This is a genomic window from Actinoallomurus vinaceus, assembly GCF_039542055.1.
Classification (GTDB): Bacteria; Actinomycetota; Actinomycetes; order Streptosporangiales; family Streptosporangiaceae; genus Actinoallomurus; species Actinoallomurus vinaceus.
Genome location: NZ_BAABHK010000019.1, coordinates 93,751 through 106,655, shown reverse-complemented (window position 1 = coordinate 106,655; position 12,905 = coordinate 93,751). Strand labels below are relative to the sequence as shown.

General features: G+C 71.5%; 12 protein-coding genes. 4 read left to right on the top strand and 8 right to left on the bottom strand.

Annotated features, from left to right (window positions below):
• Positions 1-27 precede the first annotated feature (27 nt).
• Positions 28-975, top strand: a complete 948-nt coding sequence (locus tag ABEA24_RS44515; protein WP_345440201.1) for an NADP-dependent oxidoreductase — start codon at positions 28-30, stop codon at positions 973-975.
• A gap of 58 nt (positions 976-1,033) precedes the next feature.
• On the opposite strand, the gene ABEA24_RS44510 is transcribed toward ABEA24_RS44515, so the two are convergent.
• Both ABEA24_RS44510 and ABEA24_RS44505 read right to left on the bottom strand, forming a co-directional pair.
• Positions 1,034-2,629: a radical SAM protein gene (locus ABEA24_RS44510; RefSeq protein WP_345440198.1), complete on the bottom strand. Its 1,596-nt coding sequence runs from the start codon at positions 2,627-2,629 to the stop codon at positions 1,034-1,036.
• 503 nt (positions 2,630-3,132) lie between these two features.
• Positions 3,133-3,318, bottom strand: coding sequence for a hypothetical protein (locus tag ABEA24_RS44505; RefSeq protein ID WP_345440195.1), 186 nt, complete (start codon positions 3,316-3,318; stop codon positions 3,133-3,135).
• Between the two features lie 287 nt (positions 3,319-3,605).
• Between ABEA24_RS44505 and ABEA24_RS44500 the strand changes: the two genes are divergently transcribed.
• Positions 3,606-4,895: an NsdA family TPR-like regulatory protein gene (locus tag ABEA24_RS44500; protein ID WP_345440192.1), complete on the top strand. Its 1,290-nt coding sequence runs from the start codon at positions 3,606-3,608 to the stop codon at positions 4,893-4,895.
• Between the two features lie 228 nt (positions 4,896-5,123).
• Here the strand turns inward: ABEA24_RS44500 and ABEA24_RS44495 are convergent, their stop codons facing one another.
• The 4 genes from ABEA24_RS44495 to ABEA24_RS44480 are packed head-to-tail and all read right to left on the bottom strand — an operon-like array spanning position 5,124 to position 8,896.
• On the bottom strand, positions 5,124-5,903 hold the full coding sequence (locus ABEA24_RS44495; protein WP_345440189.1) for a hypothetical protein: 780 nt from the start codon (positions 5,901-5,903) through the stop codon (positions 5,124-5,126).
• 29 nt (positions 5,904-5,932) lie between these two features.
• Positions 5,933-7,594, bottom strand: coding sequence for a phosphoenolpyruvate--protein phosphotransferase (ptsP, locus tag ABEA24_RS44490; protein WP_345440187.1), 1,662 nt, complete (start codon positions 7,592-7,594; stop codon positions 5,933-5,935).
• Positions 7,587-7,850 carry an HPr family phosphocarrier protein gene (locus ABEA24_RS44485; RefSeq protein ID WP_345440185.1) on the bottom strand — a complete coding sequence of 88 codons (264 nt, stop codon included), beginning with the start codon at positions 7,848-7,850 and terminating at the stop codon, positions 7,587-7,589. Before ABEA24_RS44485 ends, ptsP begins: the two co-directional genes overlap by 8 nt.
• A gap of 14 nt (positions 7,851-7,864) precedes the next feature.
• Complete coding sequence (locus tag ABEA24_RS44480) at positions 7,865-8,896, bottom strand: SIS domain-containing protein (RefSeq protein WP_345440517.1); 1,032 nt, start codon at positions 8,894-8,896, stop codon at positions 7,865-7,867.
• A 165-nt stretch (positions 8,897-9,061) separates the two neighbouring features.
• On the opposite strand from ABEA24_RS44480, the gene ABEA24_RS44475 reads away from it, so the two are divergent.
• Both ABEA24_RS44475 and ABEA24_RS44470 read left to right on the top strand, forming a co-directional pair.
• On the top strand, positions 9,062-9,817 hold the full coding sequence (locus tag ABEA24_RS44475; protein ID WP_345440182.1) for a GntR family transcriptional regulator: 756 nt from the start codon (positions 9,062-9,064) through the stop codon (positions 9,815-9,817).
• 105 nt (positions 9,818-9,922) lie between these two features.
• Positions 9,923-10,810, top strand: coding sequence for an Rv3235 family protein (locus ABEA24_RS44470; protein WP_345440179.1), 888 nt, complete (start codon positions 9,923-9,925; stop codon positions 10,808-10,810).
• Positions 10,811-11,189: 379 nt separating this feature from the next.
• On the opposite strand, the gene ABEA24_RS44465 is transcribed toward ABEA24_RS44470, so the two are convergent.
• Both ABEA24_RS44465 and ABEA24_RS44460 read right to left on the bottom strand, forming a co-directional pair.
• Positions 11,190-12,152, bottom strand: coding sequence for a CU044_5270 family protein (locus ABEA24_RS44465; protein WP_345440176.1), 963 nt, complete (start codon positions 12,150-12,152; stop codon positions 11,190-11,192).
• Positions 12,149-12,748: an RNA polymerase sigma factor gene (locus tag ABEA24_RS44460; protein ID WP_345440173.1), complete on the bottom strand. Its 600-nt coding sequence runs from the start codon at positions 12,746-12,748 to the stop codon at positions 12,149-12,151. The genes ABEA24_RS44465 and ABEA24_RS44460 overlap by 4 nt, the downstream gene beginning before the upstream one ends.
• Positions 12,749-12,905: the final 157 nt, after the last annotated feature.

The window sequence follows — 12,905 nt, the reverse complement described above, 5'->3', positions numbered from 1 at the left end:
TCTGATCGTGGACGCGGAGGCGGCCCGATGATGCGCGCGGTCGAATACGACAGGTACGGCGGCCCGGAGGAACTGCGCGTACGGACGGTTCCCCGGCTGGAGCCGCGGGCGGGAGAGGTGCTCGTCCGCGTCCACGGCACCAGCGTCAACCCCATCGACGTCAAGATCCGCTCCGGCGGGATGGCGATGATGTCCGGTCGCCGGTTCCCCAAGCGGACCGGTCTGGACTTCGCCGGAGAGGTGACCGCGCTCGGGCCGGGAGTCACCGACGCGGCGGTCGGGCAGCGCGTGTGGGGCTTCCTCGGCGACGTGAAGGGCCGCATCGGCGCGGCCGCCGAGTACATCACCGTCAAGACCTCCGCCCTCAGCCTCGCGCCGGGCGGGGTGGACCTCGTCCAGGCCGCCGCGCTGCCCAGCGTCGGGGTGACCGCGCTGCGCGCGCTCCGCAACGTGCTCCGGCTCGCGCCCGGCGAGGACCTGCTGGTGGTCGGCGCGAGCGGTGGCGTGGGCAGCGCGGCGATCCAACTGGCCGTCGCCATGGGCGCCAAGGTCACCGCCGTCGCCGGCGCGACCAACCACGCCTTCTGCCGCGACCTCGGGGCCGCCGGCGCATTCGACTACACCGACCCGAAGAGCATCGGCGGATCCTTCGATGTCGTCCTCGACTGCCACGGCTCCGACCTCGGCCGCTACCGCCGGCTGCTGCGCCGACGCGGCCGGATGATGACCACCGCCAGCAGCGGATTGGGCTACGCGATGCTGTCGACCATCACCCCGGGACCACGGGTACGGCTGATGATGGCCCGCTCCCGGCGAGCCGACCTGGCCGCCCTCGCCGAGTACGTCGACCAGGGGTCCCTACGGCCGACCGTGGAGAGCACCTATCCCCTGGAGGAGATCGACCAAGCACACAAGCTGGCCGCGACCGGCCACGCGCGAGGCAAGCGAGTGATCAGGGTACTGACCGGAGCCTGACCGTGAGGCCCGACTGGATCGGTCGTCTGCAGGGCGACCGACCAGCCGGACAGGTGGATCAGCGCCGAGCGAGCAGTGCACGGGCGTGGTGGTGAAGTGGGATGACCAAGTCGAGGTAGTCGCCGCGGTCGGCTCGCAGCAGCATGTTGGTGATCGCGAATAGCTGTGTCCGTCTGCCGTCGGGGGTGTCGAGTACGTCAGCGAACGTGTCGTGCACGGTCTGGGCGACCTCGGGCTGCAGCAGGCTGTGGCAGTACAACGTGGCGGCGTCGTAACCGTATGGGGCCCGCCCCCACATCTCCCAGCCCAGGATGAAGAACTCGGGGCCGGTCAGGTTGGCCCAGTGCAGGTCGGCGTGTGCGGTCGTCCACCGATCGATCCGAGTGTCGGTCTGATCGCCGAAGAAGATCCGCAGCCGATTTGAAACGCGATCTTGGTCGACGGCCCACCGGTCGGTCGAGACATTGGCGAGGCGATCGAGCCCTTGGCAGAGGGCATGCCACCAGCGCGACGGCAAATGGATGCCTCGGCGTAGCTCCGGTGTCGATGAGCAGGGATGGGCGGCGATATAGGTCATGACCTCCGCACGGAGTGCCTGCCCGTCGTCGGTCCACTCTCGCGCATCGATGACACGAGGTTTGGCGATACCGGTGACGGCGGCTGCGTCTCGGTTGCCGGTCCACCAGTCACCGTTCGCCCAGGACAAGTGTTCGGCCACCACACGCAGCCAGCGGCGAGCTCCGCCGCCGAGCGGAGTGACGGCGGCGCTGATGCTGCGGTCGTTCCAGCCGAAGACCGGCGCACCGGTCAGCTCCAGACCGAACTGCCGGGCCGCGTGGTCCAAGGCTTCTCGCATCCACGCACGGTGGTTCTCATCCGCCAGCTCTGTCATCGCCGAGTGTTCTCGTCCACGGTGACATGCCGCAGGTACAGATCCGGCTTGGCCATGAACCGCCGCCAGTGGTCGACGATTTGGAGCTTGTCCCAGGCGGTGCGGCGGAGACCGTGGGCGCCGAGCTCGATGATCTCGGCGCCCGGCATGGCAGTCAGGACCGGTGAATGGGTGGCACAGATGATCTGCCCTCCGATCTTGGCCAAGTGGTCCATCAGAGCGACCAGGCGCAGACAGGAGGTGAAGGACAAGGCGGCCTCCGGCGAGCGTCGCCTCGGCCTGACCGATGCGCTGGCCGTCGCGGACACCGACGATCCCCACTCGCAGCGGGATCGAGCGGCGCACGGCCTCGGCGATGTTCGCGCGGGTGCGCGCGTGGCTGGGCCGCCGGGTGATTACAGCGTGCTCCCCAGGATCGTCGGAATACCAGGAGGTGGCCAGCCGCAGGCCGGGTCGAGTGAAGGTCTCCCACATCTCCGGGCTGACGTGGACCAGGTTGGTGAACACCTCGACCTCCAAGCCACCCACCAGACCATGATCGACCAGTTCCGGTAGGTCGGGATGCAGGGTGGGTTCTCCGCCGATGAACTGCACCATCTCCACTCCGAGACCGGCCGCCTCATCGATTACGCGATACCAGTCTGATGTGGTCATCGTGCCGTAGGTGCCGGCCGGACCTGATCCGGCATAGCAGTGCGCGCATTGCAGCTGACACTGACCTGTGATCTCTAACCACATGAACCGCATCTGCTGTTGATGCATCTGATCTCCTCTCCAGCGCGGGCAATGGCGAGTGTGGCGATGCCACGGTCCTTGGGGTCCCGACGGATACCCGGGCCTCGGTTCTGAAGGTGGGCCGCCGGGCCCGTCCCCTCAAACGGACCCGGCGGCGGCCTGACCCGTACGGCCGCCGTCAGGGGCTGCGACGGCCGTACGGGAGTGTTAGTGGACGCGTCCCTGCCGGTCTTGGTGGTCGGGTCGGACCGCCGTGGTCGGCGCGCCCACGTCTATCGGCTGGCGCGATACGGCCGGTAATCGTCGGTAGCACTCGGGGTCGGGCTCGTCGACGATCAGCGGTTCCGCAGTGAATAAAGCGAATGCGGTGTAGGCGCGCCGCCACCTCGACCACATCACCGCCCAGCCTCGGCAGGTGGCCTGAAGTGCGGCGAGATCTTGGGGACTCGGGTCTGGGGCGATCACATGTCTGACCGGAGACCACACCAGGCCGGTCGGCTCGCGGCCCAGTGGCCGCCGGTTGTTCCGTATCACTGCTCGGCTCCGGCGGTCTCGGCGAGGCGGAGCACGGTGACGACACGGCGGGCCGCTTCGTCAACGTCGTCGGCCGGGACCATCGGCTCCAGTTCGGGCGGCGCGTCGCGCGTAGGCCCCGGCCAGACCCAGTGCCAATACAGGTCGTCCTGGTACTCACGGAGCGCGAGTGCCTGCTTCATTCGAGCATCGCGGGGGTTCCGTACCTCGACGATGCCGTCTGAGCTGACCGTGACGTTGAGCGCCGCCCGAATCAGAAGCGGCGCGAGCTTAAGCACCAGGCCCTTGATGGTGTCGGGTGATGGAAGAGAAGGATCGTTTTGTGCATACACCCTGGCCCCCTACGTTCGTGACGGGTGTGTCACTGATAGTGAAGACCTGCGGATCCATGCCGTCACGGTGATACTGGGTGGCGTACGCGGATACGAGCACTCGTATCCGTGAATCTCCCGGCCGAGGTGCATACAACATGTCAGCCGACCTGAGGCGCATCGGCACACGCCTGCGTTCCGAACGCCTCAAACGCCGCATGAGCGTTGCCGCCCTCGCCGAGGCGCTGCGTGACGCCGCCAGCGAATGCGACCGCCGCAGCATGCCGAAGCTGAAGGACCTGTGCCGGACGATCCGCGGCCATGAGGCCGGCGAGCATCCGCCCGGCTCGCGTTACCGGATGCTCTACGCCGCGGTGTTCGATCTCGCTGAAGACGAACTTTTCGGCGGGCGGCAACCAGGGAAGAGGACGCAACCGGCACGGGCGGGGCAGCTGGAATCGCTCGGCAATATGGCGCTCGACGACGAAATCGAGGCGCTGGAGCTTGCACGCAGGGCGACGGCGAGCGACGTCGGTGCTGAGACGCTCCGGCGTCTCCAGCAAGCCGTTGACGACCTGGCCGTCGCCTACCCGCGAACGCCGCCCGCCGAGCTGCTCAAGCAGATACGGCATCATCTGACCTACGTCGCCCGGCTGCTTGACTCACGCAAGACCCTCACCGAGCATCGAGACCTCCTAATCGTCGGCGGCTGGCTCTCCCTGCTCGGCGCCACATGCCATATCGACCTTGATCAGCGGTCGGCTGCCGAGGCCCGGCTACGTACCGCCGCCAGCCTCGCAGAGGACACCGGCCACCCCGAGATCGCCGCATGGTGCCTGGAGACCAAGGCATGGCAGGCGCTGACGGATGGCGACTATCAGGAGGCCGTGAAGCTGGCCCAGGGCGCCCAGACCGTCGCACCGGACGGAAGCTCGGCGTACATCCAAGCGTCCGGGCAGGAGGGACGGGCGTGGGCCCGGCTGGGAGCGGAACGGGAGACACACGGACTGATCGACCGGGTCGCCGCGCTGACCTCCAACTTGCCCACGCCCGACCGGCCGGAGCATCACTACCGGTACGACCCGGCGAAGGCCGACGCCTACACCGCTACGACGCTGGCATGGCTTGGCGACCCCGCTGCCGAGCCGTACGCCCGGCAGGTTCTTTCCAGGATGGAGGCACCCCCGGACGGCCGGGTACGAGCCCGCCGAGTGGCGTCTGCACGGCTCGACCTTTCTATGGCGTTGGTCGCCGCCGACAAGCCGGACGAGGCTGCCCACGAGACGCTGATGGCCGTCACGAGCGGCGTTCTGGTGCCGTCGAATTACTGGCGCGCCGCAGAGGTCATCAACGCCGTGGAGGCCGCGCATGTACCGGAGGTGGCTGAACTGCGAGAAGCGTTCCGCGAGCTGCGCGGACCGGCGGATGGGCTGACCGTCCGCCCCTGAGCTCGCCGACGAGGCCGAGTGCATCGCCCGGCGTGGACCGGCCACAGCCCCGGCTGCCCGCGCGACGGGCGACAAGGGCCTACTCCTCGCGAGCGCTCCGTCTCGGGCCGGGCGTCTGCAGGCTGGGCAGGTCGGCCTTCGCCCGGCGGAGGCTCACCGATGCCAATGGACTCCGCCGACGTTCTCCCCATCCAGGGCGAACGCAACATGTCCGGACGGCAAGAACGGTCATTCGCCGGGGACCGCGCTCTCACCGTCCGTTCCCCGGTCTTCCATGAGGGCCCGAGCGGCGGTGAGGTCGCCGTCGTCGATCCAGTAAGGGATCCGAGACAACGAGGAGTCCGGGTCAGGCGTTGTGAGGTGGTCCCACGCGGCCCGTACCTCGTCGCACTCGACCACGCCCGGCCCGCTCAGTAGCCAGTTCTCCAGGCGTCTCCGCAGATGGTCATCGCTCTGCACGATGGCTTCCTTGTACGCGAGAGCCACGGCCCGTTCGGCGATGAGCTCCCGGGTGCCGGAGTCGAGCAGCAGGTTCCACATCCGCACATCGGTCTCGATGCTGCCCGACACCATCGCCAGCAGGACGAGCACGTGCCGGCGCAACGAGCGGTCCGAATGCTCGAGCGTGCCGAACCAGCCGGCCGGATCGACGCGCAGGGCCTTCCGGCATTCCTTGCCCACGTGCGTCATGTCCTCGCCGTACAGCGTCGCAGGCGCGTATTCACAGTGCTTTGCGATGCCGATGAGCAAGGCGACGACGGCGACCCGATCGCGGGTGTGCGGGTGCAGTGCGAGCCGCCGCAGGAACGGTACCGCCGGAACGGTCGCCGGGCTCACGTGCTCGCCGATCGGGCTGAGCAGGGCGATCCGGTCACGAAGTCGATCAACCGCCTGCTCGTCACCTTGCCAGAGCAGCCGCAACAACATCGGGACCTGATCCACGTCGCGCTCGCAGTCCCAGGCCAGGTCCCAGCGGACGCCGTCGAGACCGTCGAGCGGATCGCGCATGGGACACATGCTCCGTCTCGGGCGGGGCGCTACAGGCTGGGCAGCTCGGCCAGTGCGGCCGCGTGGGCACCGGTGGCGTCCGTGGCCTGCCGGGCGGCGTAGGCGGCGCGGCGGCACTGGTCCAAGGTGTGGGCGGCCAGCGCGGCGCGTACGTGGGGCAGCGATGGGCTGCTCATCGACAGCGATGTGACGCCGAGGCCGACCAGCACGCAGGCCAGGGCCGGGTCGCCGGCGGCCTCGCCGCAGACGCCGCACGGCCGGCCCGCCCGCTCGGCGGCACCGGCGGCCAGTACGACGAGGTCGAGCAGGGCGGGCTGCCAGGGGTCCTGGAACCGGGCCAGCGCGCCGATCTGCCGGTCGGCGGCGAAGGTGTACTGGGCGAGGTCGTTGGTGCCGAGGCTGAAGAAGTCGGCCTCGGCCGCGAGGTCGGCGGCCCGCAGCGCCGCGGCCGGAATCTCGATCATGATGCCGGCGCGGGGCAGCCCGGCCGCGCGGCAGGCCCGCACGAAGGTCCGGGTCTCGGCGGCGTCGGCCACCATCGGCGCCATCACGCTGAGCTCGACGTCCAGGCCGTCGGCGGCGCGGGCGAGGGCGCGCAGCTGGCCCTCCAGCACGCCGGGGTGGTTCTGGAACAGTCGCAGGCCACGTTCGCCGAGCGCCGGGTTGGGCTCGTCGCCCGGCGGCGGCAGGAAGGCGAGGGGCTTGTCGGCCCCGGCGTCGAGCGTCCGGACGACGACGTGCGGGAACGCCTCCAGGACGGCCCGGTAGGCCGCCTCCTGCTCCTCCTCCGAGGGCGCCGTCGTACGGCCCAGGAAGAGGAACTCGGTGCGGAACAGGCCGACGCCCTCCGCGCCGCGGGCCAGCGCGGCCTCGATGTCCTTCGGCCCGCCGATGTTGGCGAGCAGCGGGATCCGGTGCCCGTCGGCGGTGGCGCCGGGCCCGGTCGCCGTGTCGAGCACGGCCGCCCGCGCCTCGGCCGCCGCCCGGGCGGCCGCGATCTCCTCGCTGGCGGGGTCCGGGTGCACCTCTCCGGAGGCCCCGTCGACGAGCACGACCGTGCCGTCGGGCAGATCCAGGCAGCCGGAGCAGGCGACCACCGCCGGAACGCCCATCGCGCGGGCGAGGATCGCGGTGTGGCTGGTCGGCCCGCCGTCCCGGGTGACGAACGCCAGGACCTTGGCCGGGTCGAGCAGGGCGGTGTCGGCCGGGGCGAGGTCCCGGGCGACCAGGACGAACGGCTCCTCGGAGTCCGGCACACCTGGGGCCGGCACGCCCAGCAGGACCGCGACGGCCCGGTCCCGGATGTCGTCGAGGTCGGCGACCCGGGCCGCCATGTACTCTCCCGCGGCGGCCAGCGTCGCGCGGAAGACGCCGAACGCCTCATGCACCGCGCGCGGCGCCGACACGCCATCGTCGATCTTGCCGGTGACCAGGTCGGCGAGCCCCGGGTCCCGGGCCATCATGGCCTGGGCGCCCAGGACCTCCTGCGCCTCGCCGCCCGCACGCGCGCCACGCTCCTCCAGGTCGGCGCCGACGGCGTCCAGCGCTGCGAGCGCACGCGCGCGTTCGGCGGCGGCGTCACCCGCGTGACGCTCGCCGGCGGGCGGTTCGGGCACGGTCCCGGAGACGGACCGTATCGGCCCGGCCGCGACGCCGGGGCTGACCCCGGTGCCGCGCAGGGCGTCAGGCACTCTGCTCGGTCACCAATCCCGCCAGCTCGTCGAGCACGACGTCGGCCCCGTCGCCCTCCGCCTTGATCACGATCTCCTCGCCCTGCTGGGCGTCGAGGGCGAGAACGGACAGGATGCTCTTGGCGTTGACCGGGTCCTTGCCCGGCTTGGCGACTGTGACCTCCAGGGGTGTCCTCGTGGCCGCCTGGACGAACAGCGCGGCCGGCCGGGCGTGCAGCCCGACCTTGGTCTCGACCCGAACACGGCGCTCGGCCATGTTGGTCCTCCTGATCATTGATCCGTCTGGGTCACCTTGTCGAGACCGCGCGGGACATCGGGGTCGATGCCGAGCCCGCGGGCCAGCGCCTCCGTCAGCAGCTGGCCGGGCACGATCAAGGCAAGGGGCGATACCCACTCTGGCAGATCCGGACCAGGTAGTGCACATGAGGTCGCTTCGGACAGGGCGCTGCCGCCTCCGACGCCGTACGCCCGGGCGCCCGCCGCGACGACCCGCTCGGCCAGCGCGACCGTGCCGGCCAGCGTCGGGCCGGAGTCGGCGGCGACCAGGAGCGCGGGCGTCTCGTCGTCGACCACGGCGATCGGGCCGTGCAGGAGGTCGGCGTAGGACAGGCCCATAGCGTGCAGATAGCACGCCTCCTTGAGCTTGAGGGCCAGCTCGAGGGCGGTGCCGTACGCGATGCCGCGCCCGGAGACCACCACTCCCGGGACGCCCGAGAGCCCGTCGACGATCGGGGCCAGGTTGCCGGAGTCCTCGGTGGCCGCGATGAGCCGCTCGACCTCGTCGGGCGCGCGGCGCAGGTCCGCGACGTCCACGTCCGCCCCGAGCGCGATGCCGAGGACGGCCAGCGCCGCCAGCTGGGTGGTGTAGGTCTTGGTCGCGGGCACCGCGACCTCGTCACCGGCCTTCGTGACCAGCGCGACCTGCGCGGCCTCTGCCAGCGGCGACCCCTCACCGTTGGTGACGGCGATCGTACGGGCGCCGCAGTCGGCGGCCCAGTCCAGCGACTCGACGATCTCCTCGGTCTTGCCCGACTGGCTGATCGCGACCGCGAGGACCCCGGACAGATCGATCCGCTTCTTGTACGTCGTGGCCACCGACGGCGAGGCCAGGGTCGCGAGCCGTCCGGCGTGCGTCTGGATCAGGTAGCTGCCGTAGACGGCGGCGTTGTCGGAGGAGCCGCGCGCGATGAACAGCACCTGGCGGGTCTCCTGCGCCAGCAGGCCGATCTCGGGCATCCGGGGAAGCAGAGCGTCGAGGGTGGCGCGCAGGGCGGCGGGCTGCTCGCCGATCTCCGCGCGCATGCGTGAGGTGCTCACCAGAACTTTCCCATCTTTCCGCCTGTGATCTTGTTGTTACGGCTTCGTAGTCCTGACCTGCATTGACTTTGGGATCTGACATGTGGTCTAGTCCGGACTAGACCAGTCTGAACCCTACTTCACCCCCGACATCCCTGCCAGAGGTACCCAATGGGGAAGATCGACCCCACCAGCCCCGTACCGAAGTACTTCCAGCTTCGCGGCATCCTCCTCGAGCTGATCGACGACGCGGAGCTGCCCGTCGACGCCCCGATCCCGTCGGAGCGCGAGCTGTGCCAGCGGTTCGGGCTGTCGCGGATGACGGTCCGCCAGGCGGTCGACCACCTGGTCACCGAGGGCCGGCTGTACCGGGTCCCCGGCAAGGGCACGTTCGTGGCGCGACCGAAGATCGAGATGCCGCTGCGGCTCGTCTCCTTCACCGAGGACATGCGGGCCCGCGGCCTCGAACCCGGCGCCCGCGACCTCGACCACCGCACCGTTCAGGCCAACGCCAACCTCGCCCGGGTCTTCGGCATCCCGGTGGGCACCGGCGTCCACGTCATCGAGCGCCTGCGCACCGCCGACGGGGAGCCCATGGCGGTCGAGCGATCCCAGATCCCGGCCACCGTGGCGCCGGACCTGCTGGACACCCCGCTCGGCGACGCCTCGCTGTACGACGTGCTGGAGAAGCGCTTCGGGGTGGTGTTCGACGCGGGCGAGCAGACGATCGAGGCGGGCCTGGCGGACGCCGCCGACGCCCGGCTCCTCGACCTGCCCCGCGGCAGCGCGGTCCTCCTGCTCCAGCGCCGGTCGTTCATGAACGGCACGTGCGTCGAGCTCGCCGTGTCGACCTACCGCGCCGACCGCTACCAGCTGCGCAGCGCCCTGGAGATCCCCCGGCGCAACCACCCGGCATCGCGCCGGTAAGAGCACGCTGCTGGCCGGATCCGGCCAGAACGTATCACCGGGCCTTCTCGGGCCTCTTTGTGGCTGCCGCCCTCCCCGCGCGGCAGCCACCAAGGGAGGCCCATCATGCGCAGAACCCCACCCGCACGCCGCCCCGCCCCGATCCGCCTGATCCCGTACGGCTCCGGCCCGTCCGCCGAGATCGCCGTGTACGGCTCACTGGCCGTCACCCTCGACTCCGACCCGCCCCCGGGCCGGACCCGACCACCGCTCGGCGTAGCCCGACCGCCCGTCGCACCCCGGCCGTCCGACGAGGCCCTACCGTCCGGCACGGCCCGGCCGCCGCTGGGCGCGGCCCAACCACCCGGCGCAGCCCAGCCGACCGGCCCGGCCCAACCGACCGACGCAGCCCAACCGACGGGCTCAGCCCGGCCACTCGGCGCGGCCCAGCCACCCGGCGAGGCCCGACCGACCGGCGCGGCCCCACCGCTCGGCGCGGCCCGACCGCCGCTGGGCGTGGCCCAACCACCCGGCACAGCCCAGCCACCCGCCGCAACCCCACCGACCGGCGCAGCCCAGCCGCCCGCCGGGGCCCCGACGGGCTCAGCCCGGCCACTCGGCGCGGCCCAGCCGCCCGGCGCAGCCCGACCGACCGGCGCGGCCAGGCCTCCGCTCGGCGTCGTACGTGACGGCCGGTCCGACGTACGGAGCGACGCGCGGCTCATCGCCCGGCTCGTCCTGGAGGTGCTGGCCGGCCTGCGCCCCTATCACCACCTGGCCGGGCGTACGACGCCGGAGCTGTTCGAGCACCTGGACGGGTTCGCCGCCCGCATGCCGACCCGGACGGTCCCGCGGCTCGGCACGGTCCGGGTCTGCGCGCCCGCGCCCGGCGTCGCGGAGGTCACCGCGATCGCGACCTTCGGACCGCGGGTCCACGCCCTGGCGCTACGCCTGGAGCACGGCCGCGGCCGCTGGCGCTGCGCCGCCATCGAGACGGCACTGCCGTCCCCATGAGACCCGCCTGACCCTGAGGGCCCGGCCAGCCGGAACCGTCGACCTCGGCCGTCGGCCTCCCGACGCCATGCAGGCGGCCGGCCGCGCGCGTCCGTGGCTGGCCGCCGCATCAGCCGCGCGTCCGTGGCCGCCGCTGCCCTCAGCCGCGCGTCCGTGGCCGCTGGCGCTGCGCCACCATCGAGACGGCTTTGCCTTCCCCCTGAGACCCGCCGCCGGTCGTCTGCGGTCTCGATCTCCGTCTTCGGCGCAAGGCCGGCCACGCCACCCGTGGCCGGCCTTGCCGCCCGTGGCCGATCCTGCCGCCCGTGAGCGCCTCCGCCCGCCCGTAGCCGACCCTGCCACCCATGGCCGGTCACGGAGCCGTGGCCGGCCGCCGCCGTCAGCCGCGCTGTCCCGCGGCGTCGACCACGCGGGAGCCGAGGATCGCCTGGTCCGGGCTGCCCATGTAGCGGTAGGTCCGGCGATCGAGGATGAGCTTCCAGCCTCCTCCCCCGCCGCTGAAGATCACCGCGATGCCGTGGCGACCGGCGTAGTCGGTGCCGTCCTTGGCCACCCGTACGCCGGGGATCAGCGCGAGCGCCCGGTAGAGCGCCGCGTTGGCCTTCGGCGGGATGAGCCGGTCGTCCCGGAAGATCTGGGCGATGCTCCCGACGGTGCTCACGTCGTGGCCCACGTCCCCGCTGTCGTGCCGGATCCGCGCGAGCAGGGCCTTAGGGTCGGTGGGCAGGCCGGCGACGTAGTCGTACAGATGGTTCGGCGTGCGCCGCACGACGCCGGGGCCACCGATGTAGCCGCCGTTGATCTGGGGGTCGCGGTGGCGCGACGGCCGACTTTCGATCGACGGCACGATGCCCTTGACGTAGAGCTTGCCGTTCTGGACGGAGGACGCCATGCGCGTGCCGTCGAACCGCCACCACTCCTCGACCTTCACCTTGCCGTGCAGCATGGCCTTGGAACCGACGACGTCACCGTTCTGGAAGGCGTACCGGTCCATCTGTCGCGTGTAGACCCACTGACCCGATCCGGGGCGGGTGACGGCCGCCCCGGACTCGACGGTCGCGGCCGCCAGTTCCAGCGTCCGGGTCGTCACGTCGGCCGGCGAGGACGGCTTGTGCCCGCCCGTCGACGCGACGACGGCACCGGCGGCCGCGCAGGCCGCGGTGGCCACCCCCACCGCCAGGAACCGTCGGCCCCAGCGCGGGCGCGCGACCCGGCGCCGCCCCTCCGACGGCGCGGTGAACTCGGCCTGCAGCCGCGCCCGCGCCCGGGCCTTCGCCCCCGTGTCCTGCGAATGATCTTCCGGGCGGACGCGGCCGACCAGCGCGATCTCCTCGTCGATCATGCGAACTCCTCCTGCAGACGTGAGGGGTCGATCCCGCCGAACGCCCGGCGGAGCTTCCTGCGGACCCGGTGGAGCCGGGACCGGACCGTGCCCAGGGGCAGGTCGAGTGCCTGTGCCGCCTCCTCGTACGTGAGGTCGGCCCAGGCGATCAGTAGCAGCAGATCGCGTTCCGCCGCCGACAGGCGGCCCAGGATCGAGGCGATCCGCGGGCCGAGCCGCTGGGCCGTCAGCCGGGCGTCGCTGCTCTCGTCGAACGGCGCGGTCACCCACTCGGCGTTCGCCTTCGCCAGGATGCGCTGCCGGCGGCCCTCGGCCCGGCGGTGGTCGCGAATGAGGTTCGTCGCGATGCCGTACAGCCACGGCCGAGCGTCCGGCCGGCTCAGGTCGTAGCGGGCGCGGGCGCGGAAGGCGACGACGAAGGTCTCGGCGCTGACGTCCTCCGCGAGTTCGGGGCCCAGCCGACGAATCACGTACCGGTGGACCTCGTCCCAGTGTCGGTCGAAGACCTGGGAGAACCTCTCAGGATCGCCGATGGACGCCGCGATCGCCTCACTGTCGGTCGCCTGCCGGGTATCCGGAGGCGGCGTGTGCTCCACCCGAAGTCTCCTTTCGATGCCGTGCATCGGTCATCCGGTACTTGGTGGGCCCGCGCCGCGTTGTTCCGGTTTTTCGGCAGTGGAAAGACCTCACACAGAAAAGGCCTCACACAGAAAACGAGCGGCCCCGGGCGAGATCGCCCGGGGCCGCTCGGCG